The sequence below is a fragment of the Sphingomonadaceae bacterium OTU29LAMAA1 genome, from assembly GCA_024072375.1.
GTDB lineage: Bacteria > Pseudomonadota > Alphaproteobacteria > Sphingomonadales > Sphingomonadaceae > Sphingomonas.
The window spans coordinates 841912-866960 of sequence record CP099617.1 but is presented as its reverse complement, the minus strand read 5'-3'; the positions used below and the strand labels follow the sequence as shown (position 1 = coordinate 866960).

Below are 25049 nucleotides of genomic sequence, written 5' to 3'. Positions count from 1 at the left end.
CTAGATGGGGTGCAAAGGAGATTATCCATGGCTACCAAGGCAATTACCGACGCCAGCTTCGACACCGACGTGCTGAAGGCCGATGGCCCCGTGCTCGTCGATTTCTGGGCGGAGTGGTGCGGTCCCTGCAAGATGATCGGGCCGAGCCTCGAAGAGCTGTCCGATGAGTTGGGTGAGCAGGTGACGATCGCCAAGCTCAACATCGACGAGAATCCGGATGCGCCCGGGCGTTACGGGGTGCGCGGTATTCCGACGATGATCCTGTTCAAGGCGGGTGCGCCGGCGGCGACGAAGGTCGGTGCTGAGCCGAAGGGGCGGTTGAAGGCCTGGCTCGAGGGCGCGCTGGCGTAAGGATTCGCGATCGATAGCCCCTCCTCTTCAGAGGAGGGGTTGGGGCGGAGGAGTCACCTAGCTTTCGTCTCGGTGAGACTTCCCCCACCCCAACCCCTCCCCTGAAGGGGAGGGGCTTTTTTGTTTATCGGTCAGGTGAACAGGACTTCTCGCGCCTGTTCCCATAACGCCGGCGAGGCGGCGGCGATCATGCCGCGGCGTTGGTCGCCGACGCGGTAATCCGTCCCGTCCGGACGGCGGACGACGCCGCCGGCTTCGCGCAGGAACAGCGATCCGGGCGCGTGATCCCATGGCAGCGTCTTCTGGAACAGCGCGATGTCGTTGGTCCCCAGCACCAGCCGGGGATATTGCTCCGCGGCACAGCGCGGCATCGGCGCGACGGTGAAGGCCTTTTCGGCGCGCGCGATCAGTGCCGCTCGCTCGTCGTCGGTCAAATGATAGGTCGCGATCACCGACGATGGTCGCTCGGCATTGCCCGGTTGCGCATGGACGCGCCCGTCGTCGATGTACGCACCGCCGCCGCGTACCGCATGGCACAGCCGCCCGGTCACCGGATCGAGTATCCAGCCGGCCTGCGTCTCGCCATCGTCGACCAACGCGATCATGATGCCGAAGGTGGCGATGCCGCTGGCATAATTGTTGGTGCCGTCGATCGGGTCGATGATCCACACCGCGCCGCGATCGATACCATCGACCAGTGAGGCATCCGCCGCCACCGCCTCCTCGCCGACGACGCGGATTGCAGAATCGAGCGCCGCCAGCCCTTCGGTCAGTGCCGCTTCGCTCAGCCGATCCGCGACCGTGACCATGTCATCCGCCGCTTTCTCCTCCACCTCGTCGGCGGCGAGGTTCCGGAAACGCGGCATGACGATGTCCGCCGCGACCTGCCGCATGAGCGCGACGACGGCGTCGTGGTGATGGTGGCGCATGTCAGCTCCGATAGTCGGCGTTGATCGAGATATAGCCGTGCGTCAGGTCGCAAGTCCAAACCGTCGCAACGCCATCGCCAAGTCCCAGGTCGACGCCGATCTCGACCTCGTGGCCCTTCAAATGGGCGGCGACGGGCGCTTCGTCATAGCCGTCTACCGCGAGTCCATCGCGCGCGACCTGAGTATTGCCGAAACGGATCGACAATGTGTCGCGCTCGGCCGGCTCGCCCGCCTTGCCGACCGCCATGACGACACGCCCCCAATTGGCATCCTCGCCCGCGATGGCCGTCTTCACCAGCGGCGAATTGGCGATCGACATGGCGATGCGGTGTGCGCTGCGATCGCTCTCCGCACCCGTGACGGCAATCTCGATCAGCTTGGTCGCTCCCTCGCCGTCGCGCACGACCAGCAGCGCAAGTTGCGCACAAAGGTCGGCGAGCGCGGCGGCGAAGGCGTCCGCGCCGTCGCTGTCGGGTCCGGTGAGCGGCGCATTGTCGGCCGCGCCGGTCGCGAAGGCGAGCACCGTGTCGCTGGTCGAGGTGTCGCCGTCGACGGTAATGCATGAAAAGGTGTTGCGATTGGCGGCGTTCAGCGCGGCTTGCAGGAAGCCGGGTTCCACCGCGGCGTCGGTGAAGACGAAGCCGAGCATCGTCGCCATATCGGGCGCGATCATGCCCGACCCCTTAATGATGCCGACCAGCGTCACCGTGCGACCATCGACGATCGCCGTCGTCATCGCGCCCTTGGGATAGGTGTCGGTGGTGCCGATCGTCTCCGCTGCCGCCTGCCAGTCGCAGGGCTGCGCCGCAAAGGCGGCGTCGAGCCCCGCCTCCGCCTTGTCGACCGGCAGGGGGACGCCGATCACGCCCGTGGAGGCGACGAAGACGTCGGATGGCTGGCAGCCGAGGTGCTGTGCCGTGCGGGCGGCGATCGCTTCCACCGCGGTGCGGCCGCGATTGCCGGTGAAGGCGTTGCTGTTGCCCGCGTTGACCACGAGCGCGCGCCCGGTGCCCAGCGTTAGCGCCTTGCGGCACCATTCGACTTCAGGTGAGGGGCAGCGGCTCTGGGTCAGCACGCCCGCCACGGTAGTGCCCTCGGCAAGCGTGACGAAGGTCAGGTCGCAGCGGTCCCACGTCTTGTACTGCGCACGTGCGACATGCGGCACGACGCCGGCGATCATCGGCAGGGCGGGGAAGGGCGTGGCGAGGGGGGAGATGGACGAAGACATGGCCGTGCCATAGGCTGCTTCCAAGACAGGGCAAAGACGCATGATCGATGAACCTCCGCCGGCACCTGTCATCTTGAAGGGTGATGTTCGGCCCGCAAGACCGCCGGGCGCGGGGCTCGTCGGCGACGGCAAGACGCTGATGATCGTGGTACTGGGCGGGATATCGCTGCTGCTGGTTGCGGCCCTTATCGTCGGCGGAATCGTGGTGTATCGGACGACCGAGGCGCGCGAACGGGAAATGGAGCGCGAGATCGCCCGACGCGAGGCGCATTGGGACCGGTCCGCAAGGCGGGCGGCACAGGGCAGCACCGATCCCGCGGAATGGATCACGGCGGACGATTATCCGGCGGATGCGCTTCGCCGGAACCAGGAAGGGACCGTGACCATCCGCTGGCAGGTGGCGAGCAACGGCCGCGCGACCGACTGCACGATCGCGGCGACGAGCGGGCACGCCAGCCTCGACCGTGCGGCGTGTCGCGCGATCCTGCGCAGCGCACGCTATCCGGCGACGGCTCCGGATGCGCCGCTGCGGACCCTCACGCGGCGGGTCGTATGGCAAATCCCCGACTGATCGCGGATTTCGGGTGTTGGGTCGCGCAGCCCGGAGTGGACGGGACGGCGACCGCATCCTATGGCGAACCCCGTGAACCTGCTGCTGCTTCTCTCCGCGCTGCTGTCCGCCCTGACCGGCGGCCACTCGGCGATGCGCGCACCGGCGGCGGCGCATGCGGTCGCCAGCGCCACGGCGACGGTGCAGGCCCAAGTGCGCGCCGCGCAGGTATCCTGCCGGCCGCCGCACGCGCTGGCCACGCTGGTCGAATTGGCTGCGGGTGTCATATCCCGTGCCAGCGCGGTCGTGTCATTCGCGCCGCTGTATGCGAGCCGCCGGCGCGAATAGCCTGCCGCGACGTTGCACCGGCTGCGGCCGATCCCACATCTTCATGATCCATGTACGCTGCGCGCCCCCGTGTCTCATTGGGCCGTGCGCGCTTCAGAACCAGGAATATCGTTATGTTCGGCGGCTTTGCCAAATCCCTGTTCGGTTCGTCCAACGACCGTTACGTCAAATCCCTGAACCCGATCGTGCAGAAGATCGCCGCGTTCGAACCGACGCTTCAGGCGCTGTCCGACGATCAGCTCGCTGCGCAGACGACCAAATTCCGCGAGCAATTGGCGAACGGTACCAAGCTCGACGACCTGCTGCCCGAAGCGTTCGCGACGGTGCGCGAGGCGGCGGTGCGCGTGCTCGGCATGCGCCATTTCGACGTGCAGATGATCGGCGGCATCGTCCTGCACCGCGGCGAGATCGCGGAGATGCGGACGGGTGAGGGCAAGACGCTGGTCGCGACGCTCGCCACCTATCTCAACGCGCTGCCGGGCGACGGCGTCCACGTCATCACCGTCAACGACTATCTCGCCGCGCGCGACGCGGAGTGGATGGGGCAGGTGTACCGCTTCCTCGGTCTGACCGTGGGCACGATCATCCCCAATCTCACCGACCAGCAGCGCCGCGATGCGTACAACAGCGACATCACCTACGGCACGAACAACGAATTCGGCTTCGATTACCTGCGCGACAACATGAAGTACGAACGCTCGTCGATGACGCAGCGCCCCTTCGCGATGGCGATCGTCGACGAGGTCGATTCGGTGCTGATCGACGAGGCGCGCACGCCGCTGATCATCTCGGGTCCGACCGACGACAAGTCGGAGCTGTACATGAGCGTCGATGCGATCGTGAAGCAGCTCAACCCCGACGATTACGAGAAGGACGAGAAGCAGAAGTCGATCATCCTGACCGAAAGCGGGACGGAGCGGATCGAGCGGATGCTGGAGGCGGCAGGCCTGCTGGAGGGCGCCAATCTCTACGATTTCGAGAACACGCAGGTCGTCCACCACGTCAACCAGTCGCTGCGCGCCAACATGATGTTCAAGGCGGATACCGACTATATCGTCAAGGACGACAAGGTCGTCATCATCGACGAATTTACCGGCCGCATGATGGACGGCCGGCGCTGGTCGGACGGCCTGCATCAGGCGGTCGAGGCCAAGGAAGGCGTCAACATCGAGCCCGAGAACCAGACGATGGCCTCGATCACGTTCCAGAACTATTTCCGCATGTACCCCAAGCTGTCGGGGATGACCGGCACCGCGGCGACCGAGGCGGCGGAATTCTACGACATCTACAAGATGAACGTCGTCACCATCCCGACCAACGTGCCGGTGCAGCGCGTCGACGAGGAAGACGAATTCTACAAGGATACCAACGACAAGTTCCGGGCGATCGCGAAGAAGATCCGCGAGCATGCTTCGCTGGGGCAGCCGGTGCTGGTCGGCACGGTGTCGATCGAGAAGTCGGAGTTGCTCAGCGAATTCCTGCAGCAGGAGGGCGTCGAGCATAAGGTGCTGAACGCGCGCTACCACGAGATGGAGGCGCATATCGTCGCACAGGCGGGCCGCAAGTCCGCGGTGACGATCGCCACCAACATGGCCGGCCGCGGCACCGACATCAAACTGGGCGGCAATCTGGAATTCCGTATGCTCGACGAGCATCCCGAATTCGATGAGGGCACGCCGGATTACGAGGCGGTCGCCGCGCGCATCCGGGCCGAGATCGAGGTCGAGAAGCAGGAGGTGCTCGCCGCCGGCGGGCTGTTCGTGCTCGGCACCGAACGCCACGAAAGCCGCCGCATCGACAACCAGTTGCGTGGCCGTTCGGGCCGTCAGGGCGATCCCGGCCTGTCACGCTTCTACCTCAGCCTCGACGACGATCTGCTCCGCATCTTCGGCCCGGACACGCTGTTCGCCAAGATGATGCGCAACAATATCGAGGATGGCGAGGCGATCGGCAGCAAGTGGCTGTCGAAGGCGATCGAGACCGCGCAGAAGAAGGTCGAGGCGCGCAACTACGACGTTCGCAAGCAGGTCGTCGAATACGACGACGTGATGAACGACCAGCGTAAGGTGATCTACGAACAGCGCGCGGACATCATGGATGCCGATGCGGTCGGCGACGTCGTCACCGACATGCGCGCCGAGACGGTCAACGTCATCGTCGGCGGGGCGTGCCCGCCCAATTCCTATCCCGAACAATGGGATATCGCCGGCATGAAGACGGGGCTGGCGGAGATCCTCAATCTCGACGTGCCGATCGACGAATGGCTGAAGGAAGATGCGATCGATCCGGAAGTGGTCGAGGAGCGCGTGCGCGAGGCCGCCGATGCGATGATCGCGGCCAAGGCGACGGAGTTGGAACCCGAAACCTGGACGCAGGTCGAAAAGTCGATCTTGCTCCAGAACCTCGATCATCACTGGAAAGAGCATCTGGCGACGCTCGATGCGCTGCGTCAGGTCGTCCATCTGCGCGCCTATGCGCAGAAGACGCCGATCAACGAATATAAGCAGGAGGCGTTCTCGCTGTTCCAGCGGATGCTCGATGCGATCCGCGAGGATGTGACGAAGACGATCGCGCATGCGCAGTTCCAGCTGCAGGCGCCGCCGGAACTCCCGGAGCTGCCTGATTTCATCACCACGCATTTCGACCCGTTCACGGGCGAAGACAATTCGAACGACGTGGATGCGGGCACGATGGGCCGGATCACGACGCAGATGCCACCCATGCAGATGATGCAGCCGGAGGCGCCGATGGGCGACAATCCCGAACATTGGGAAGGGCGGGTCAACCGCAACGCGCCGTGCCCGTGCGGTTCCGGACGGAAGTACAAACATTGCCACGGCGCGGTGACCGCGTAACGTCTCACGCCTCCTCCGCCTTGGCGGAGGAGCAGGCTGTCGCTTTGGCGGCGTCTGCAACGGACATGAAAAGGCCGGAACACCACAGGTGATCCGGCCTTTTTCTTCGGGTCCGAGGAAGCGAACGTTACTTCGGCAACACCACGCTTGGTCCGATGCTGTCGACGACGGCGCGTGCGTTGAAGGCACGCAGGTTATCGCTCGGGATCGGTCCCTTGCGCATCACGATCTCGGCGGTCGCTTCGTAACGGTCGATGGTGCGGACGTCGAAATCATTGCCCCACGGACCGAAGCCGCCACCGAGCCAGGGGTCCCAGCTGCGCCACCCGAACCCGCGGCCATAATAGCGCCATGACGGGCCCCAATAGCCACCGAAGCCGCCATAGCCGAAGCCGCCACGGAAACCGGGCGTGCTGTACGTACGGGATTGCAGATCGGTATCGCGGTTCGCCATGACGAAATAGTCATAGCCGTTCTGCAACGTCAGCTCGGCGGCACGGAACAGCAGATACCGTTCGACGGTATCGCGCGACGTGACGCTGTTCCCGGCGAAACTGACGAGAAAGCGGTTCGGTTCGACCTGGCGATCGCTGTAGCCGGTGCGGCTGAAGCCCTGCCCGGTGGCAGGGCGATAGGTAGTTTCGGTCGCGCAGCCCGCGACCATCAGGGTGGAAGCGGCGAGTGCCGCCACCACAGCCTTGCGGCCTAGATGCATCATGACTCCAATTCTCCATTCGCTCGCGGATGCGGCGAACTCTGCCGCTTGTAGTCGTGTCTAGTGGAACGAGCGATGAACGACTTGGCTCCGCCGCGCAACGCTTCGCCGCGGCTGGCGGCGCGCGGGCAAGGTCATTCGCCGATCGCGTGCAGCGCGATGCTGCGATCGTGCGGGCTGGTGCGATGTTCGAACAGATAGATGCCCTGCCACGTGCCGAGCGCCGGTGCGCCATCGACGATCGGGATCGACAATTGCACCCCGGTCAATGCCGTCCTGAGATGCGCAGGCATATCGTCCGGCCCCTCGTCATCGTGTTCGTACATGTCGCCTTCCGGCGCCAGCCGGCTGAAGTAGGCCTCCATATCGCGCCGAACGGCAGAAGCGGCATTCTCCTGGATCACGAGCGATGCCGACGTGTGGCGACAGAACAGCGTCAATAGCCCCTGGCTAAAGCCTTGGGCAGCAACCCATTGCCGAACGTCTGCGGTCATCTCCACCAGTCCTTGCCGACGGGTGCTCACGCGCAGCATGCCGGTCGCCTGTCTCATCGCCTGTTCCTCCGGTTCGACTCATTCAACCGATGCCGGCCGAATGCGTTCAAACCAACCCCGCCCATCGAGAGCTGGCCTACAAGATGGCCGGTTGTGGGTTCGGCGGTCAGGCCTGTGGCCACAGCCTTGCGATATCGGCACCGTTCAGGGTTCGTCGGACGCTCGGCTCCGGGCCTTCCAGTACCAGATACGCCGATGCCTGCGCCGCGGCGTCCATACGCCGCCAGCGATCGAGACATTCGTGCACGGATGCGCGCCACGGCTGGTGAATCGATGCGACGAGTTGCGCACTGGCGGTACGGGACGGCGTGTCCAAGGGAATGATCCTGTCGATCCGGAAATATGTCTCGCGACGACATACCCGAGAATGACCACCGCGCCGTTAACGTCGATTGATCGGAGGGTGGTTCAGCGGGACTGCGGGTCTCCAGTGGCCGTCTTGCTCTTGCCGGTCACGGCCATCAGCACGGGAACAGCCAGCAGGGCGGCGGCCATGGCACCGATCGCGACTTCGAGAACAATCATCGTCAACCTCTCCGAAAGGGAACGTCGGCGTTCCTCGTCTGGGGCGATGATGTCGGTTCGCAAGGCGTATCGCAAGGGCGATATTGCAGCCCGTGCCGCAGAGGCCAGCCTGATTCGACGATATATGGAAAATGGCTCCCTGAGTAGGATTCGAACCTACGGCCGCTCGATTAACAGTCGAGAGCTCTACCGCTGAGCTATCAGGGAACGTCGTCGTGGAGCGCGTCTATACCCGGCAGAAATCGTGATGCAACCCCGTATCGCCGGTTTTTCGCGAACCAGCGCTCAGGCGACGAATTGCTCCATCGTGATCCGGTCGTCGAGGGCATGTTCGGGATCGAACAGCAGGGTAAGCTCGCGCGAGCGGTCGATCGCGACCGACACCTCGGCAACGTCGCGAAATTCGCGCTGGTCCGCGACCGCCGATACCGGCCGTTTGGCGGAATCCAGTACCCGCAGCGAAATGCGCGTCTTGTCGGGCAGAATCGCCCCGCGCCAGCGACGCGGACGGAACGGGCTGATCGGCGTCAGCGCGAGCATATTCGAACCGAGCGGCAGGATCGGTCCCTGCGCGGACAGGTTGTAGGCGGTCGAGCCCGCCGGGGTCGCGACCAGGATACCGTCACACGCCAGTTCGGGTAGCACGACGCGATCGTTGACCGTCACCTCCAGCTTGGCGGTCTGACGCGTCTCGCGCAGCAGCGATACCTCGTTGATCGCGGGGGCCTGATGGACCCGCCCGTCGACGCCGGTGACCGTAGCGACCAGCGGCGTGACCTTGAACGGCTTTGCCCGCTCAAGCCGCTCGCCGATACCGTGGCGCCGCCACTCGTTCATCATGAAACCGACCGTGCCGAGGTTCATACCGAACACCGGCACCGCCAACCTGCGACGATCGAGCAGCCCATGCAAAGTCTGCAACATGAAGCCGTCGCCGCCGAGCGCGATGATGACGTCGGCGTCGGCGGGGTCGACCCAGTCGGCGGCGTCCGCCAGCTCGGCGGCCGCGGCCTGCGCGGGGCTAGTGGGCGAGGCGACCAGCGCCCGCCGCTCATAAAGGCTCATCCGCCGGTAACGCTCATATGGCGTGCCACCGCCGGTGCGGCGCCCGCCTCGATTCGAAAATCGTGACGGGCCGGCTTCCGGGACAGCCCTCGGTCGATCGCCTGGTCCAGGCCGTCGATGCCGCCATCGCGCAACGCCCCCTTCAGATCGACCTGATCGTCGTGGCCGAGGCACATGTACAGCTTGCCCTCGGTCGTCAGCCGCACGCGGTTGCAACCATCACAGAAATTCGCGGTCAGGGGGGAGATGAGGCCGAGCCTGGTTGCGCTGTCGCCGACCCGCCAGTAGCGCGCGGGCCCGCCCGTGCGATGGGTATCACGAAGCAGCGGGAAGCGAGCGGAAAGATCGTCGAATACGCGGGTGAGGGGGACGAAGCGATCGGTCCGATCTTCGTCGATCGCGCCCAAGGGCATCGTCTCGATCAGCGACAGATCATGGCCCTGATCGACGCACCATTGCAGCATCGCCGGGATCTCGTCTTCGTTAAGCCCGGCAAGAGCGACCATGTTGATCTTGACCGCGAGCCCCACCGCCTTCGCAGCGGCGATTCCGGCCAGCACCTGTGTCACGTCGCCGTGCCGCGTAATGTAGCGGAAACGGTCAGGGTCGAGGCTGTCGAGGCTGACATTGATCCGACGGATACCCGCATCGACCATCTCAGCGGCGTATTGCGCCAGCCGCGTGGCATTGGTGGTCATCGTCAGTTCGTCGAGACCGGCGCCGACATGGCGCCCGAGCCGGCGGACAAGGTCGCCGACATCGCGGCGGACCAGCGGTTCGCCACCCGACAACCGGATCTTGTTGACGCCACGCGCGATGAAGCGTTCGGCGATGATCGCGATTTCCTCGAGGCTGAGCAGTTTCGCGCGCGGCAGGAACGTCATCTGTTCGGCCATGCAATAGCGGCAGCGCAGATCGCAGCGGTCGGTCACCGAGATGCGCAGGTATCGGATCGTGCGTCCCTGCGGATCGACAAGGGCCATCGGCGCACCGACGCGAGGGCCGGCGACCGGCGATGGATCGTCAAGGGGCAGGGGGCTTGTCATGTCACGGAGCTAGGCCGTCAACCGTCGCGGGACAAGTCGGTTCCATTTCGCCCTCGACCGCCGGCTTTCCATTGCCGGTTAACGTTCGCCTGCCTACGCTGGGATCGATGGGGAAAGACGCCGGTCATGCGACGCTGTTCATCGTATCGATCGACGATCGGGACGAACTGACCGCGTTCGTCCGGGATCAGTGCCAGGATCAGGGGTGGTCCGTCATTGCCGATGGTGGCGGTGAGGGTGTCGCCGGCCGCGCGCTCGCAAGCGGCGCAGGCGTGATGATGGTCGACGCGCGTCGCGACGTGGCCATGGCACTGCCCGACGTGCGAGCGCTGGGTGGTCTGGTCGGGGCCACCGGCGGCGTGCTGCTGGTGCTGACCGCGGAGAACGGCGACCTTGACGAAATCCTCGCTGGCGGCGCGACGCACTTCTATGTGGATCGCGGCGATGCGGACGAGTTGCGACACGTCCTGCGCTTCGCGGTCCGGCATGCGATGCGCGATCTGGCCGACCGTCGCGGATCACGCTTCGGCGATCATATCGAGCACGATGGCATCGGGCCATGGATCGCCGGGCGGCTGGGCGAGGGTGCACATGTCGGTGTGCTGATGATCGCCTTGTCGCGACTCGATATTCTCAATGCCGCGCGCGGGCGTGCCGCTGGCGACACGCTGATCGCCGAGGCGCGGGCGCAGGTGGAGGCCGTGACGCAGAGCCTGTTGGGGCCTGCGGCGATGGTGATTACGCCGGGGGGCGGTGACATCATCGTTGCGGCGGCGGCGTCCCCTGCTGTTCTTGCCCGACTCGCCGCGGCGCTGGATGCCGCCCTGGCGCGGCCGCTGGCGGTAGGCGTGCGACAGGCGGTGCTCGGCAGCCGCTGGGGCATGGCGGAAAGCGATTCCGGTGACGACGCGGCCCGGCTGTTGCGACGCGCGGGCGAGGCGCTCGTCGCGGCAAAGGCGAGCGATGGTGCGATGATCCGGATCGCCGGACCGGAAGGCGCCGCACCGCTGGACTCGCTTGCCATCGACCTGCATCTGGCGATCGAGCGCGGCGAGATCGACGTGCTGTTCCAGCCGCAAGCACCTATCGACGGGCGTCACGTCACGGGCGTGGAAGCGCTCGCCCGATGGAATCACGGACGGCTCGGCCCGCTGGGCGCGGACGCCCTGTTTGCGGCGGCGGATCGTGCCGATCTGGGCATCGCATTGTCGGATCATATTCAGGGGCTGGTGCTCGGCCGGGTCGCGCGCTGGCCATGCAGCCTCTCCGGTCTGCGCGTGTCGCTCAATCTGACCGCGGGGGATCTGGGTCGGCCGGGCTTCGCCGCATTGTTCCTCGATCGCGTCGCCGCGAGCGGTGTGCCGTTCGAAAGGCTGACGGTGGAGATCACCGAAACCGGCGCGATCCGTAATCTGGAGACGGCCGCAGACGTACTCTCCGCGTTGCGCGTCGCAGGAATGCGGGTCGCCCTCGACGATTTCGGTACCGGATATTCCAGTCTCGCCTATCTGACGGCACTGCCGCTCGATTACCTGAAGCTCGACAAGGCGCTGGTCCATGGCATTGAAGGCACCGCCCGCCATCGCGGTGTCGTGCGTGCAGTCATGACGCTGGCACGCTCGCTGGAGCTGGCTGTGATTGCCGAAGGAATCGAAACCGAGGCCCAGCGTCGGGCGCTCGCGCAGGAAGGATGCACTTTCTATCAGGGGTATCTGCTGGCCGAGCCGCTGGATGAGGCATCACTGATCCGATTGCTGGAGACAGAAAAATGCTGATACCTCTGATCGTGCTCGCAACGTCTGCGGCGCCGGTTGCCCGGACGCAGGACCCGGACGCCGCCATACGGGCGGTGATGCAGGACAGCGCCGTCGGCTGGAGCACAGGCGACGTGCCGCGGTTCCTGGCCATCTATGCCGACGACGCCGTGTTCGTCACGGACAAGGGGCTTGTCCGCGGCAAGGCGGCCATCGCCGCGCGTTATTCCAGGACCTATGGCGCCGATACGAAACAACGCGGCCGATTGTCGTTCCGAATGCTTGGAACACGGCGGGTCGATGCAACGCACCGGATGCTATGGGCACGATGGACCCTGGCCTATCCCGGTGGCAAGCAGGCTACCGGCATGACCTCATTGCTGTTCGAACGGAAGCCCGACGGCTGGAAGGTCGTGTCCGACCACAGCAGCTAGAATTCCTGTATTCCTTTCCCAAGGGGGCAGGACCGAGTAGGTCAGGCTGCCGCTTTTGCCAGCCCCCTCGATAGTTGTAATGCACCGTGGAGCCGCGACTTGGCATCGGGCCAGGCGCGTTGCAGCACCAGCTTGCTGTCGGGACGCAGTTTGGCGACGCCGTTGAGGCGCTCCACGTACGCCAGCAGCCCGGCGACATTGGGCGGGGTGTCGTCGTGGAACGCGACCAGCACGCCGCGCGGGCCGACGTCCATCTTGGCGATGCACGCCTTTCTTGCGTTCAGCTTGATCATGATGACGCTGATGAGGTTTTCCGTTGCCTCGGGCAGCGGGCCGAAGCGGTCGATCATCTCGGCGGCGAACGCTTCGATCTCGCGATGTTCCTCCAGTTCGTTGAGGCGGCGGTAGAGGCCCATGCGCAGGTCGAGATCGGGGACGTAATCGTCGGGGATCAGGATCGGCGCGTCGACGGTGATCTGCGGGCTGAAATCGCGCGGGCGGGTGGCGAGGCCACCGGCCTTGGCGTCCATGATCGCCTCTTCGAGCATCGCCTGGTAGAGTTCGTAGCCGACCTCCTTGATATGCCCCGACTGTTCGTCGCCGAGCAGATTGCCAGCGCCGCGGATGTCGAGATCGTGGCTGGCGAGCTGGAAGCCGGCACCCAGTGAATCGAGGTCGGACAGCACTTTCAATCGCTTTTCCGCCGTCTCGGTCATCTGCCGTTCGGGCGGGGTGACGAGATAGGCGTAGGCGCGCGTCTTCGACCGGCCGACGCGGCCGCGGAGCTGGTAGAGCTGGGCGAGGCCGAAGCGGTCGGCGCGGTTGACGATGATCGTGTTGGCGGAGGCGATGTCGATGCCGCTTTCGATGATCGTGGTCGAGACCAGCACCTCGAACTTCTTGTCGTAGAAGGCGCTCATCCGCTCTTCGACTTCTGTCGGGCTCATCTGGCCGTGTGCGACGACGTAGCGGATCTCCGGCACCTCGTTGCGAAGGTATTCCTCGAGGTCGGGCAGGTCGGCGACGCGCGGCGTGACGATGAAGCTCTGGCCGCCGCGGTAATGTTCGCGCAGCAGCGCCTCGCGCAGCACGATCGGGTCCCACGGGATGATGTAGGTGCGGACCGCGAGGCGATCGACCGGCGGGGTCTGGATCACCGACAGTTCGCGGATGCCGCTCATCGCCATCTGGAGCGTGCGCGGGATCGGCGTCGCGGTGAGGGTGAGCATGTGGACGTCGGCGCGCAACGCCTTCAGCCGCTCCTTGTGGGTGACGCCGAACCGCTGTTCCTCGTCGACGATGACGAGGCCGAGGCGCTTGAAGTCGATGTTCTTCGCGAGCAACGCGTGCGTGCCGATAACGACGTCGATCGTGCCGGCGGCGAGGCCTTCCTTCGTCTGCTTCGCCTCGTTGCCGGGCACCAGCCGCGACAGGCGGCCCATGTTCATCGGGAAACCTTCGAAGCGAGCGGTGAAGTTGTTGTAATGCTGGCGGGCGAGCAACGTCGTCGGGCAGACGACCGCGACCTGCTTGCCCGCCATCGAAGCGACGAACGCGGCGCGGAGGGCGATCTCGGTCTTGCCGAAGCCGACGTCGCCGACGATCAGCCGGTCCATCGGCTTGCCCGCGGACAGGTCGCCGAGCACATCGTCGATCGCGCGGTCCTGATCGTCCGTCTCGGCATAGGGGAAGCGATCGACGAAGCTAGGGTAGCCGCTCGCGTCGGGTTCCAGCACGTCGCCGGGGTGCAAGGCGCGTTCGGCCGCGGTCTTGATGAGTTCGCCCGCGATCTCGCGAATGCGCTCCTTCATCTTCGACTTGCGGCGCTGCCATGCCTCGCCGCCGAGGCGGTCGAGCGACGCGCCCTCTTCGTTCGAGCCGTAGCGGGAGAGGACTTCGAGATTCTCGACCGGCACGAACAATTTGTCGCCGCCGGCATATTCGACCGCGACGCAATCGTGCGGGGACTTGCCGACGGGGATCGAGGTCAGGCCGAGGTATTTGCCGATGCCGTGGTCGCTGTGGACGACAAGGTCGCCCGGCGTCAGTGCGGCGATTTCGGCAAGGAAGGCGTCGGCCGACTTCTTGCGCTTGGCGCGGCGGACAAGCCGGTCGCCGAGCATGTCCTGTTCGGTCAGCACCGCCACGTCGGGCGCGGTAAAGCCGTGGTCGAGCGGCAGCACGACCAGCGCGACGCCGGCGCTCTTCGAGATGTCCGCGACGCCGAGCGCTTCCTGCCAGCTGTCCGCCGCCTTGCCGCCGTTGAGACCGTGGTCCTTGAGCAGATTGCCGAGCCGTTCGCGGGCGCCGATCGAATAGCTGGCGAGCACCGGCTTCTTGCCCTGCTTGCGCAAGGCCTTCAGGTGATCGACGACCGCTTCGTAGATGTTGGTGCCGTTGCCACGTTCGGGGCCGAAGTCGCGGGCGCCATCGACATTGAAGTCGAGGACGGTGGCGCTTTCGGGTTCGTGGAACGGCGTGGTCAGGTGCGCGTGCGCGGCGTCGAGGCCGGCGGCCCATTCCTTCGCGTCGAGGTAGAGCGACTTGGCGGCGAGCGGGCGATAGCTGCCGGGCTGGGCGGCCTCGGCGCGCTGGCGGTTCTCGTAATAATCCGCGATCGATTCCATCCGCGCGTCGATCGCGCCGGGGACGCCGAAGTCCCGGACGATGACGTCGTCGGCGGAGAGGTGGTCGAACAAAGTCGCCAGCTTGTCCTCGAACAGCGGCAGCCAATGCTCCATGCCGGCGAGGCGGCGTCCGTCGCTGATCGCCTGATACAGCGGATCGCCTGTCGCGGTCGCGCCGAACTTGTCGCGGTAGCGGGTGCGGAAGCGCTTGATCGATTCCTCATCGAGCAGCGCTTCGGAGGCAGGCAGGAGGGTGAAGCCGTCGATCCGGCCGGTGGTGCGCTGGTCTTCGGGGCTGAAGGTACGGACGGTCTCGATCTCGTCGCCGAAGAAGTCGAGGCGCAGCGCCTGTTCCTCGCCGCTGGGGTAGAGATCGACGATGCCGCCGCGGACGGCATATTCGCCCTGATCGTGGACAGTTTCGGTGCGGACGTAGCCGTTCGCCTGCAACAGTCGCGCGAGGTCGTCGCGGTCGATGCGTGCGCCGGGTTCGAGCGTCGCGACCAGCTGGCGGATGCGGAAGGGGGTCAGGACCCGCTGTGTCGCGGCGTTGGCGGTGGTGAGGACGAGCCTCGGCGCCTTCGACGCGCGCTGCAACTGCCACAGGGCAGCGATGCGTTCGGCCATGATCCGCAGCGTCGGGCTGGCGCGATCGTAGGGCAGGCAGTCCCAAGCTGGAAAGTTGATGACTTCCAGTTCGGGCGCGAAGAAGGCGGCGGTTGCGGCGATCGCGCGCATCGCCGCGTCGTCCGGCGCGATGAAGACGGCGCGACCGCCCTTGCCGGAATGCGCCGCCGCGCGCGCGAGATCGGCGAGCAGCGCAGGCTGGAAACCGGCGGGAACGCCTGCGAGCGTCAGCTGGGTCTTGGCGCCGAGGATGGTCTTCAGGTCGGGCATCTATGCTCCTCCCCTCCCTGGAAGGGAGGGGTCGGGGGTGGGTTGGGTCCAAGCGATACGGTCAATCGGGGTCTCTCTGGTGACGTAGCGCCAGGTCTCCACTCACCCCAACCCCTCCCTTGCAAGGGAGGGGCTATCGCTACTTATCTTCCGTCACCGCGTTACCGGGACGTAACTCAGCGAGCGCATCTGCTGCATCATCGGGCCGTTCCATTCGAGCGGGCAGGGCAGCGAGCCGATCGCCCAGCCCATGATGTCGACGTCCTGTTCCTCCAGCAACGCCTCGAACCAGTCGAGTTCCTCCGGCGTCCAGCCCGCGCCATGCGCATCGAAGAAGCCGCCGATCATCAGATCGGCCTCCTTCGTGCCGCGATGCCAGCTTCGGAACTTCAGGCGTTTCAAACGGATGGCGTGATCCATCAGGCTTCCAATGCAAATAGCCCGATGACCGCTGGCGGCGGTTATCGGGTCGGGTATAGCAGCCATGTAGTCATGCGCCCCGATATCCTCAATCCGCTGTTCGCCGAAGTCACCGCCCTGAAGGGCGTCGGCCCCGCGCTCGCCAAGCCGCTCGACCGGCTGGGGCTGGAGCGGGTGGTCGACGTCGCCTTCCACCTGCCGAGCGGATGGATCGACCGGCTGCCGCGGGAGGAACTGGACGTGGCGGATGCGGGGCGGGTGATCGCGATCACGCTGACGCCGCGTGATTATCGGACCAGTAGCGGGCGTGGGCCGACGCGTGTGCAGGCTGTCGATGCCAAGGGGAATTACGTCAGCCTCGTCTATTTCGGCGGATCGTCGGGCTGGGTGAAGAAGCTGTTGCCGCTGAACGAGCCGCGGCGGGTATCGGGCAAGCTCGAAAGCTATGGCGAGATGCTCCAGATCATCCATCCCGATCTGGGTGAGCCGGATGAGGTTTTTCGGGAGCGGGAGGCTATCTACCCGCTGTCGGAGGGATTGACCTCACGCCGGCTGGGCGGGTTCGCAGCACAGGCATTGGACCGTGCGCCTGTCCTGCCCGAATGGATCGAGCCGGGGCTGAAGGCGAAACGCGGCTGGCCGGACTGGCGCGAGGCGTTGCAGCGCATCCACGACGATCCCGCCGACAAGGTGGCACGCGAGCGGCTCGCCTACGACGAGATCTTCGCCAACCAGCTCGCGATGACGCTCGTTCGCGCCGATACGCGTAAGCGGCGGGGCAGGGCGCTGGTCGGCGACGGGAGACTGCGCGATCTGCTGAAACTGCCCTATACGCCGACGGGCGCGCAATCGCGGACGGTGGCGGAGATCGAGGGCGATCTGGCGCAGACCGCGCCGATGCTGCGGCTGCTGCAAGGCGATGTCGGGTCGGGCAAGACGTTGGTCGCGGCGATGGCGCTGCTGATCGCGGTGGAGGCGGGGGCGCAGGGGGCGATGCTCGCGCCGACGGAAATCCTCGCGCGCCAGCATTACGAGACGTTGCGCAAGATGCTCTCCGGCCTGCCGCTGGAGATCGCGGTGCTGACGGGACGCGACAAGGGCAAGGCGCGCGAGGCGACGCTGATGGCGCTCGCGGCGGGCGAGATCGATATCCTCGTCGGTACGCATGCGATCTTTCAGGAAGCGGTCGGTTACCGCGACCTCGCGCTGGTCGTGGTCGACGAGCAGCATCGCTTCGGTGTCGCCGAGCGGATGATGTTGCAGGCGAAGGGTAAGGCGCCGCCGCATCTGCTGGCGATGACGGCGACGCCGATCCCGCGCACGCTGACGCTGGCGCAATATGGCGAGATGGACGTCAGCCGGCTCGACGAGATGCCGCCGGGCCGCGAGCCGATCGAGACGCGGGTGGTGTCGGAGGACCGGCTGGACGAGGTCGTCAATGCGATCGGTCGCCACATGGCGGATGGCGGGCAAGCCTATTGGGTCTGCCCGCTGGTCGAGGAGAGCGAGAAGAGCGACCTTGCCGCGGCCGAGATGCGCGCCGGGTCGCTGCGTGCACGCTTCGGCGAGCGGATCGGTGTGGTTCATGGGCGGATGAAGCCCGCCGAAAAGGACGCGGTGATGGAGGCGTTCGCCGGTAACCGGCTGAGCGTGCTGGTCGCGACGACGGTGATCGAGGTCGGCGTCGACGTACCGAACGCGACGCTGATCGTGATCGAGCACGCGGACCGGTTCGGTCTTGCCCAATTGCACCAGTTGCGCGGGCGCGTCGGGCGGGGCGGGGGACTGTCGCGGTGTCTGTTGCTGCGCGGTACGTCGCTCAGCGAGACGTCCCGGGCGCGGCTGGCGTTGATGCGTGAGACCAACGATGGCTTCCGGATCGCCGAGGAGGATCTGCGGCTGCGTGGCGGCGGCGAATTACTGGGCACGCGGCAATCGGGTGAGGTGGCGTTCCGGCTGGCGCTGCCGGATATGCTCGCCGACCTGCTGCAATGTGCGCAGGACGACGCGCGGTTGCTGATCGATCGCGATGGCGGGCTGGAGGGGCCACGCGGACAGGCGGCGCGTGTCGCCCTCTACCTCTTCGATCGGGATGCCGGCGTGGCGCTGCTGCGATCGGGATGAGCTCGCTCAGGCGCTCATCGCGCCTAGTACCATGTGATAGCGGTTGGCGGCGATTGGCCGTTCCAGTTGACAACCGATCCGCCCGCCCAGCGCCCAGCGAACGGCGACCTGTACCTCCCCCACGACCGGCAGTTGTATACGCAGCCATTCGCCGACGCTGACCGGCGCGTCGCTACGGATCATCAATCCCTGCGGCGACAGATTGACGATCAAGACCGATACGGACCGTCGGTCCGCCAACATCGCGCGACTGCGGTGATGGACCTCGTCACGCGGCTCGGTGCGATCGTCGATTGGATTCGTCGCTCCAGTGAACACTACGCACTCCTCACGGCCAGGGCGCTGACCGTTTCGGACTTATCGGTACATCGAACCTGTTTACAGAGGCTTACTGCCCCGAAATGAGCAGGCCGTGGTTCTTCTTTCCCGCTGACACGCGAATCGGCTCGTCAGCGACGGAAATCATCAACGTATCGTCATCGACGCGCTCCCCGTTCACCTTGGCGCCGCCGCCTGCCACCAGTCGACGGGCTTCCCCTTTCGACTTCGCAAAGCCGAGCTGGAGCAGCGCATCAATGATAACGATCGATCCGGCTTCGACCGTGACGGCAGGCAGCGCGTCGCCGCTGCCACCCTCCTCGAACGTCCGCCGCGCGGTTTCCGCGGCCTGTTCGGCAGCGTCCCGGCCGCGGCACATCGCCGTCGCTTCGTTGGCCAGTACCTTCTTCGCCTCGTTGATCCCTGCACCCTCGCGAGCTTCCAGTTCGACGATCCGGTCCAGCGGCAGGTCGGTGAACAGTCGCAGGAAGCGGCCGACGTCGCGATCGTCGGTGTTCCGCCAGAATTGCCAGTAATCGAAATGCGACAGCTGGTCCTCGTGCAGCCACACCGCGCCGGACATCGTCTTGCCCATCTTGCCGCCGTCCGCCGTCGTGATCAGAGGCGTGGTGACGCCGAACACCTCCGTGCCGTCCATCCGCCGCGACAGTTCAATGCCATTGACGATGTTGCCCCATTGATCGCTGCCGCCCATCTGCAACCGGCAGCCGGCGCGGCGGGAGAGTTCCAGAAAATCATAGGCCTGAAGGATCATGTAGTTGAATTCGAGAAAGCTGAGCGATTGTTCGCGGTCGAGCCGCAGCTTGACGGAATCGAAGCTGAGCATCCGGTTCACGCTGAAATGCTGGCCGACATCGCGCAGGAAGGGGATGTATTCCAGCTGGTCGAGCCACTCGGCATTGTCGAGCATCACCGCATCGGTGGGGCCGTCACCGAACGTCAGGAAGCGTTCGAAGATGCGCTTGATCGAGGCGACGTTCGCCTTGATCCCCTCTTCACCGAGCAGCTTGCGCGCTTCGTCCTTGAAGCTCGGATCACCGATCTTGCCGGTGCCACCGCCCATCAGCACGATCGGCTTATGACCGGTCTGCTGGAGCCGGCGAAGCAGCATGATCTGGACGAGGCTGCCGACATGCAGCGACGGTGCGGTCGGATCGAAGCCGATATAGCCCGGCACGACCTGCTTCGTCGCGAGCGTATCGAGCGCGGACGCATCGGTCATCTGGTGGACGTAGCCGCGCGCGGCGAGCGTGTTGAGCAGATCGGACTGGTAGGTCATGCGCGCCGGTTAGCAAGGCGCGGGCGTTCCCGCTAGCTGCCCCTCTGGTCACGGGGCAATTGCGCCTGGGGATCGACCGGCGTGCGGCCCTTGCGCAGCTCGAAATGCACCTCCGGCCGATCGGCGAAACCGGTGTCGCCCGACAGCGCGATCGTCTGGCCGCGCTTCACGCTCTGGCCGCGCTGGACGAGCAGCTTGCTGGCGTGGCCATAGACGCTGGTCCAGCCGGTGCCATGCTTGACGATCACCAGCCCACCCAGCGCAGCGATCCCGTCGCCGGCATAAGCGACGACACCATCGGCCGTGGCGTGGATCGGGGTCGAGACGGGGACGGCGATCTTGATGCCGTCGTTGCGTTCGCCGCTCTTGCCGGGACCAAAGCGGCGGACGACCTGACCCTCGACGGGCCAGACGAAGCCGCCCTGCAACCGCGGCGGCGCGGCGACGACGGCAGTCGGGGGAAGTACCCGGCGAGGAGTTGCGACGGGCTTTGCCGGTGCCTGCCGCGGCGCTGGTGTCGGCTCGCCCCCGGTGAGGATGTCGTCGATATCGAGGCGGAAGGCGGCGGCACGATCGGCCCGGCTAGGCGGACGTGCCGGATCGCCGGGGATCAGCACCCGCTGGCCGGCACGCAGGACATAGGGTTCTTCGAGTGCGTTCGCGGCGACGATCCGCGACCATTCGACGCCATAGGCGCGGGCGATGGCGATGCCCGTCTCGCCCTGCCGGACCAGATGGTAGCGACCGCCGGGGATGGTCAGCGTCTGGCCGAGCCGGATGGTGAATGGCGGTTGAAGGCCATTGGCGCGGGCGATCGCTTCCGATCCCGCGCCCGTACGTTCGGCGACGCGGCGCAGCGAATCGCCCGCCGTGACAGTGTAGCTCTGGTCGGCCACGATCTGGCCATCGGGCCTGACAGGGCGGGCCTCCCACGCGGGTTTGGCGGTGGGCGGCATGGCGACATCGCTACGCATCCCGGATCCGCGGGCGGGAAGATCGTCGTTCCGATCCGAAGGCGGATCATAGCGCTGCGGACCGCCGCGCGTCACGGGCGGGGGAGCGTCCGCTTCTGGGCCGGCGCCGCCGACGCTCGGGATGCAGGCGGATAACGCGGCACCGGTGAGCGCCGTACAGCCGATGATCCGCCAGCGTCGCATCCGCCGTCTCCTAACCGCGGGGTTCGAGCCGGGTAAGCCCGCCGAGATACGGTTGCAGCACGTCGGGCACTGCGACCGATCCGTCCTGCTGCTGATAATTCTCCAGCACCGCGACCAGCGTTCGCCCGACGGCCAGCCCTGAGCCGTTCAGCGTATGGACGAAGCGGGTCGCCTTCTCGCCCTCAGGCCGATAGCGGGCGTTCATCCGACGGGCCTGGAAATCACCGCACGTCGAGCAGCTCGAAATCTCCCGATAGGTGTTCTGGCCGGGCAGCCACACCTCCAGATCGTAGGTGCGGCGCGCGGTGAACCCCATGTCGCCCGCACACAGCAGCATCCGGCGATACGGCAACCGGAGCGCATCGAGCATGCCCTCCGCACAGGCTGTCATCCGCTCGTGTTCGGCGTCGGATGCGTCCTCGGGCACGATCGACACCATCTCGACCTTGTCGAACTGATGCTGGCGGATGTAGCCGCGGGTGTCGCGACCGGCCGCCCCGGCCTCGGACCGAAAGCAGGGGGTCAATGCCGCAAAGCGCAGCGGTAGTTCTCCGGGGGGCAGGATCGCCTCGCGCACGATGTTCGTCAGCGACACCTCGGCGGTTGGGATCAGCCAGCGGCCATCGGTGGTGCGGAACAGGTCCTCGGCGAACTTGGGCAACTGGCCGGTGCCGAACACCGCCTCGTCTTTTACCAGCAGCGGCGGCGCGACCTCTTCATAGCCATGACGCTGCGTCAGGGTATCGAGCATGAACTGGCCGAGCGCACGCTGGAGCCGTGCGGCGGGACCACGGACAAGCGTGAAGCGCGCGCCGGCGATGGCGACGCCGGTTTCGAAATCCAGCCCGATCGCCGGACCGATGGCGTCATGCTCCTTAACTGGAAAGGCGAAATCGGGGATCGTGCCGCGCTCATGGACGACAATATTGCTTTCCTCGTCCTCGCCGTCCGGGACATCGGCTGCGGGCAGGTTGGGCAGGGCGGCGAGCAGGTCGTCCAGTGCAGCGGCAGCGGTGCTTTCGTCGGCGACCAGCCGGGGCAAAGCGTCCTTCAAGATGGCGACCTCCGCCATCAACGCCTGCGCTCGCGCCTCGTCCTTCTGCGCCTTGGCCTGGCCGATCTGCTTGGACACGTCGTTGCGGCGCGTCTGCGCCTCTTGCGCCCCGGCGATCGCGGCACGGCGGGCATCGTCAAGCGACAGCAGGGTCGCTGCGTGCGGGGCGACGCCGCGGCGGGCAAGGGCGGCGTCGAATGCGGCGGGATCGTCCCGGATGGCGCGGATGTCGTGCATAGTCTCACGGCTATGGCGGGCTGTCCGCATGCGCGCAAGCCGGCAACCCTCTCGTGCCCCGCCGCGTTAAGACCCGTGATTGCAACGACCAGGAGTAAGCGACGATGCAGATCCCCCATAACGCGTTCGTGCTGGTTGCGGACGGGCGCAAGGCCTTGTTCTTCCGCAACGAGGGCGATGCCGAATACCCCAATCTGCAGGTCGAGCACGCCGAGGAGCATGTGAACCCGGCCGATCGCGACCAGAAGACCGACGCTGCGGGCGGTGCCCGGTCGACGCAGAGTGGCGCCGGTGCGCCGGCAGTGGCGCAGAGTGGATCGAACCATGCAAGCGGCGGCGGCGCGCAGTTCGCGCCGTCACGTGGATCGATGGGCGAGACCGACTACCATCAGCAGGAGGAAGATCGCTTTGCCGCGGATACGGCGGACATGCTCAAGCGACGGGCCCTGGCGAACGAATTCGAATCGTTGATCATCGTCGCCCCGCCGAAGACGCTGGGCGAGTTGCGGAAGCACTATCATAAGGCGGTCAGCGAGCGGTTGACGGCCGAACTGGCCAAGGATCTGACCGGTCATTCCGTGCCTGATATCGAACAGGCGCTCCGTTCCGCCTGATCGTCGCGAAACAAAAAAAGGGGCTGCCGAACGATCGTCCGGCAGCCCCTATATTTGGCTTGGCCGAGGCGTTCAGGCGGCCTGCGGTTTCGCCAGTCGCTTGCGGGCGACCAGCGCCGCGGCAGCGGCGCCGAACAACAATACCATCGGCGGCGCAGGAACCGGTGCGGGCGGACCGCCCGACGATCCGGTCGAGCCATTGGATCCCGACGAGCCGTGGTGACCGCTGGAGGTCCAGCCGCCGTTAGACGACCAGCCGCCGCTGGTGCTCCAGCCCTTGGAACTCGAGCCGTAGGACGAACTGCTCGACGAGGTGGAGCTGGAACCGGACGACGAACCGCTGCTGCTCGACGAGGACGACACGTTACCGCTCGACGAGGACGAACTGGATGACGATACGTTGCCGCTGGAAGAAGACGAGACGTTGCCGCTCGACGACGAGGATACGTTACCGCTCGACGATGAAGTGCTGCTGACGTTGCCCGACGAGGACGTGCTGCTGACGTTGCCGCTCGATGTCGAGGACGTGCTGCTCACGCCGCCGGTCGAGGTCGACGATCCCCCCGTCGAGGTCGATGATCCGCCCGTCGAGGTGGACGAGCCGCCGCTCGACGTTGAAGAGGACGAACCGCCCGACGAAGTCGATGACGATCCGCCGCTGGACGTGGACGAGATCACGATGCTGCCGCTCGATCCCGACGAACCACCGCCGAAGAAGCCGCCCCCGAATCCACCGCCGAAGCCGCCCCCGAAACCGCCGCTGCCGCCGACGACCACCGGCACGCCGCCGCCACCGCCGCTGATGAAGCCTTCGGATGCGGGCAGGGGTACCGGAACGGGTGCGGCCTGGCTCGCCACCGTCACGACTGCGGGTGCGCAGGCGGTGGTCGTGGTCGTCACGATTCGCCGGCGGGTGCCGCCGTGACGGACCGCTGCGACCTGACGGCGGGCGACGACGCGCTTCTTGGCGTGCTTGACGTAGGCCGGACGGTTCGGGCGCTCTGCGACGTGCACAGCGCCACCACCGATCAACGCTCCCCCACATGCGCAAGCGCACAATTTAGCCAAAGCCATCCGTACGGACATAACGTCTCTTTCTCGTTGCTGGCGCGACTGCCCCAGAATCCCGGTCGCAGCAGAGCATTGCCGCTATGCTACCAAGTGCAAAACAAACGATTAAGCGCAAGTTCGTTAATCATGATCTTGGCCCAATGAGTCGCTTTTCTTGGTCCCGGTCGGACGCCATCGCCGTTAACGTGCCAGAGTGGAACAGAAGCTGACTGCCCTGTTTACCATCGCGACCCTCTGGAACCCTGTATCAGGTGATGCGCGAAAGCCGCAATTCGCAATAAACGTTCGTGACCGGGTACGATTCGGCAACTCCAGTCGCTTGTGGTTCTGTTCGCGCACGATTATAGGCGCCTTCACCATTTGGGGGCGGCCCCGAGGTCAACATGGGGCCGGAGGGAGAGTGGTATGGCAACGCAAGTCAGTCGCGTACACGATATGAATTCCAATCCGTTACCGGCCAATGATGCCGATGATGGATATCGGCCGAGTGCCGACGAACCGTTCATGAGCCTGCGACAGCAGGCGTATTTCCGTGACAAATTGCTGAAGTGGAAGGACGCGATCCTGCAGGACGCGGCCGGTACGCTAAACCAGCTGCAACTCGATTCCTTGCGTGAGTCGGACCTGACCGACCGGGCGTCGAGCGAAACTGACTGGTCTATCGAGTTACGTACCCGCGATCGGCAGCGGAAGCTGGTGTCCAAGATCGAAGCGGCGATCCGGCGCATTGATGAGGGCGAATACGGCTATTGCGAGGTGACCGGCGAACCGATCAGCCTCGGCCGGCTGGAGGCGCGCCCGATCGCCACGATGACGCTGGAGGCGCAGGAACGTCACGAGCGCAACGAAAAGATCTCGCGAGAGGATTGAGCTGCG

General features: G+C 65.7%; 23 protein-coding genes and 1 tRNA gene. 10 read left to right on the top strand and 14 right to left on the bottom strand.

What is annotated here, in order from left to right; all coding sequences use genetic code 11:
- Positions 1–27: 27 nt before the first annotated feature.
- A complete protein-coding gene (trxA, locus tag NF699_04400; protein USU05935.1) occupies positions 28–351 on the top strand; it encodes a thioredoxin TrxA in 324 nt (107 codons plus the stop codon).
- A gap of 131 nt (positions 352–482) precedes the next feature.
- Here trxA and NF699_04395 read toward each other — a convergent pair whose 3' ends face one another.
- Both NF699_04395 and argJ read right to left on the bottom strand, forming a co-directional pair.
- On the bottom strand, positions 483–1280 hold the full coding sequence (locus NF699_04395) for an inositol monophosphatase (GenBank protein ID USU05934.1): 798 nt from the start codon (positions 1278–1280) through the stop codon (positions 483–485).
- Position 1281: 1 nt separating this feature from the next.
- Entirely contained in the window at positions 1282–2508 is a 1227-nt protein-coding gene (gene argJ, locus NF699_04390; GenBank protein ID USU05933.1) for a bifunctional glutamate N-acetyltransferase/amino-acid acetyltransferase ArgJ, read from the bottom strand.
- A gap of 40 nt (positions 2509–2548) precedes the next feature.
- Between argJ and NF699_04385 the strand changes: the two genes are divergently transcribed.
- From NF699_04385 to secA, 3 genes are all read left to right on the top strand, one after another.
- Entirely contained in the window at positions 2549–3079 is a 531-nt protein-coding gene (locus NF699_04385; GenBank protein USU05932.1) for an energy transducer TonB, read from the top strand.
- A gap of 72 nt (positions 3080–3151) precedes the next feature.
- Positions 3152–3406 carry a hypothetical protein gene (locus NF699_04380; GenBank protein ID USU05931.1) on the top strand — a complete coding sequence of 85 codons (255 nt, stop codon included), beginning with the start codon at positions 3152–3154 and terminating at the stop codon, positions 3404–3406.
- 113 nt (positions 3407–3519) lie between these two features.
- Positions 3520–6261, top strand: a complete 2742-nt coding sequence (gene secA / locus NF699_04375) for a preprotein translocase subunit SecA (GenBank protein ID USU05930.1) — start codon at positions 3520–3522, stop codon at positions 6259–6261.
- Positions 6262–6388: 127 nt separating this feature from the next.
- Here the strand turns inward: secA and NF699_04370 are convergent, their stop codons facing one another.
- From NF699_04370 to moaA, 6 genes are all read right to left on the bottom strand, one after another.
- On the bottom strand, positions 6389–6979 hold the full coding sequence (locus tag NF699_04370) for a hypothetical protein (protein USU05929.1): 591 nt from the start codon (positions 6977–6979) through the stop codon (positions 6389–6391).
- A gap of 131 nt (positions 6980–7110) precedes the next feature.
- Complete coding sequence (locus NF699_04365; GenBank protein USU05928.1) at positions 7111–7527, bottom strand: secondary thiamine-phosphate synthase enzyme YjbQ; 417 nt, start codon at positions 7525–7527, stop codon at positions 7111–7113.
- Between the two features lie 109 nt (positions 7528–7636).
- Positions 7637–7846 carry a hypothetical protein gene (locus tag NF699_04360; protein ID USU05927.1) on the bottom strand — a complete coding sequence of 70 codons (210 nt, stop codon included), beginning with the start codon at positions 7844–7846 and terminating at the stop codon, positions 7637–7639.
- 341 nt (positions 7847–8187) lie between these two features.
- Positions 8188–8262, bottom strand: a tRNA-Asn gene (locus tag NF699_04355).
- A 78-nt stretch (positions 8263–8340) separates the two neighbouring features.
- Positions 8341–9120: an NAD kinase gene (locus tag NF699_04350; protein ID USU05926.1), complete on the bottom strand. Its 780-nt coding sequence runs from the start codon at positions 9118–9120 to the stop codon at positions 8341–8343.
- Positions 9117–10103: a GTP 3',8-cyclase MoaA gene (gene moaA / locus NF699_04345; GenBank protein ID USU06991.1), complete on the bottom strand. Its 987-nt coding sequence runs from the start codon at positions 10101–10103 to the stop codon at positions 9117–9119. The genes NF699_04350 and moaA overlap by 4 nt, the downstream gene beginning before the upstream one ends.
- A 170-nt stretch (positions 10104–10273) precedes the next feature.
- On the opposite strand from moaA, the gene NF699_04340 reads away from it, so the two are divergent.
- Positions 10274–11941, top strand: coding sequence for an EAL domain-containing protein (locus NF699_04340; GenBank protein ID USU05925.1), 1668 nt, complete (start codon positions 10274–10276; stop codon positions 11939–11941).
- Positions 11935–12354 (top strand): SgcJ/EcaC family oxidoreductase, encoded by a 420-nt coding sequence (locus tag NF699_04335; protein USU05924.1) that lies wholly within the window; start codon positions 11935–11937, stop codon positions 12352–12354. The genes NF699_04340 and NF699_04335 overlap by 7 nt, the downstream gene beginning before the upstream one ends.
- Positions 12355–12395: 41 nt before the next feature.
- Here NF699_04335 and mfd read toward each other — a convergent pair whose 3' ends face one another.
- Both mfd and NF699_04325 read right to left on the bottom strand, forming a co-directional pair.
- The gene (gene mfd / locus NF699_04330) at positions 12396–15878 is read right to left on the bottom strand and encodes a transcription-repair coupling factor (protein USU05923.1); all 3483 of its coding nucleotides are present in this window, start codon (positions 15876–15878) and stop codon (positions 12396–12398) included.
- A gap of 153 nt (positions 15879–16031) precedes the next feature.
- Entirely contained in the window at positions 16032–16298 is a 267-nt protein-coding gene (locus tag NF699_04325; GenBank protein ID USU05922.1) for a succinate dehydrogenase assembly factor 2, read from the bottom strand.
- 72 nt (positions 16299–16370) lie between these two features.
- Here NF699_04325 and recG point away from each other — a divergent pair, with 72 nt between their 5' ends.
- Entirely contained in the window at positions 16371–18422 is a 2052-nt protein-coding gene (gene recG, locus NF699_04320; GenBank protein ID USU05921.1) for an ATP-dependent DNA helicase RecG, read from the top strand.
- A 6-nt stretch (positions 18423–18428) separates the two neighbouring features.
- Here recG and NF699_04315 read toward each other — a convergent pair whose 3' ends face one another.
- The 4 genes from NF699_04315 to serS all read right to left on the bottom strand — a co-directional run bounded on the left by NF699_04315 (position 18429) and on the right by serS (position 22488).
- Positions 18429–18740: a PilZ domain-containing protein gene (locus NF699_04315; GenBank protein USU05920.1), complete on the bottom strand. Its 312-nt coding sequence runs from the start codon at positions 18738–18740 to the stop codon at positions 18429–18431.
- Positions 18741–18810: 70 nt separating this feature from the next.
- Complete coding sequence (gene tyrS, locus NF699_04310; protein USU05919.1) at positions 18811–20040, bottom strand: tyrosine--tRNA ligase; 1230 nt, start codon at positions 20038–20040, stop codon at positions 18811–18813.
- Between the two features lie 32 nt (positions 20041–20072).
- Complete coding sequence (locus NF699_04305) at positions 20073–21197, bottom strand: M23 family metallopeptidase (GenBank protein ID USU05918.1); 1125 nt, start codon at positions 21195–21197, stop codon at positions 20073–20075.
- A 10-nt stretch (positions 21198–21207) separates the two neighbouring features.
- The gene (gene serS / locus NF699_04300; GenBank protein ID USU05917.1) at positions 21208–22488 is read right to left on the bottom strand and encodes a serine--tRNA ligase; all 1281 of its coding nucleotides are present in this window, start codon (positions 22486–22488) and stop codon (positions 21208–21210) included.
- Between the two features lie 104 nt (positions 22489–22592).
- Between serS and NF699_04295 the strand changes: the two genes are divergently transcribed.
- From NF699_04295 to dksA, 3 genes are all read left to right on the top strand, one after another.
- A complete protein-coding gene (locus NF699_04295; protein USU05916.1) occupies positions 22593–23102 on the top strand; it encodes a host attachment family protein in 510 nt (169 codons plus the stop codon).
- Between the two features lie 313 nt (positions 23103–23415).
- Positions 23416–24027 carry a hypothetical protein gene (locus tag NF699_04290; GenBank protein USU05915.1) on the top strand — a complete coding sequence of 204 codons (612 nt, stop codon included), beginning with the start codon at positions 23416–23418 and terminating at the stop codon, positions 24025–24027.
- A 551-nt stretch (positions 24028–24578) separates the two neighbouring features.
- Positions 24579–25043 (top strand): RNA polymerase-binding protein DksA, encoded by a 465-nt coding sequence (gene dksA / locus NF699_04285; protein ID USU05914.1) that lies wholly within the window; start codon positions 24579–24581, stop codon positions 25041–25043.
- The last annotated feature ends 6 nt before the right edge of the window (positions 25044–25049 follow it).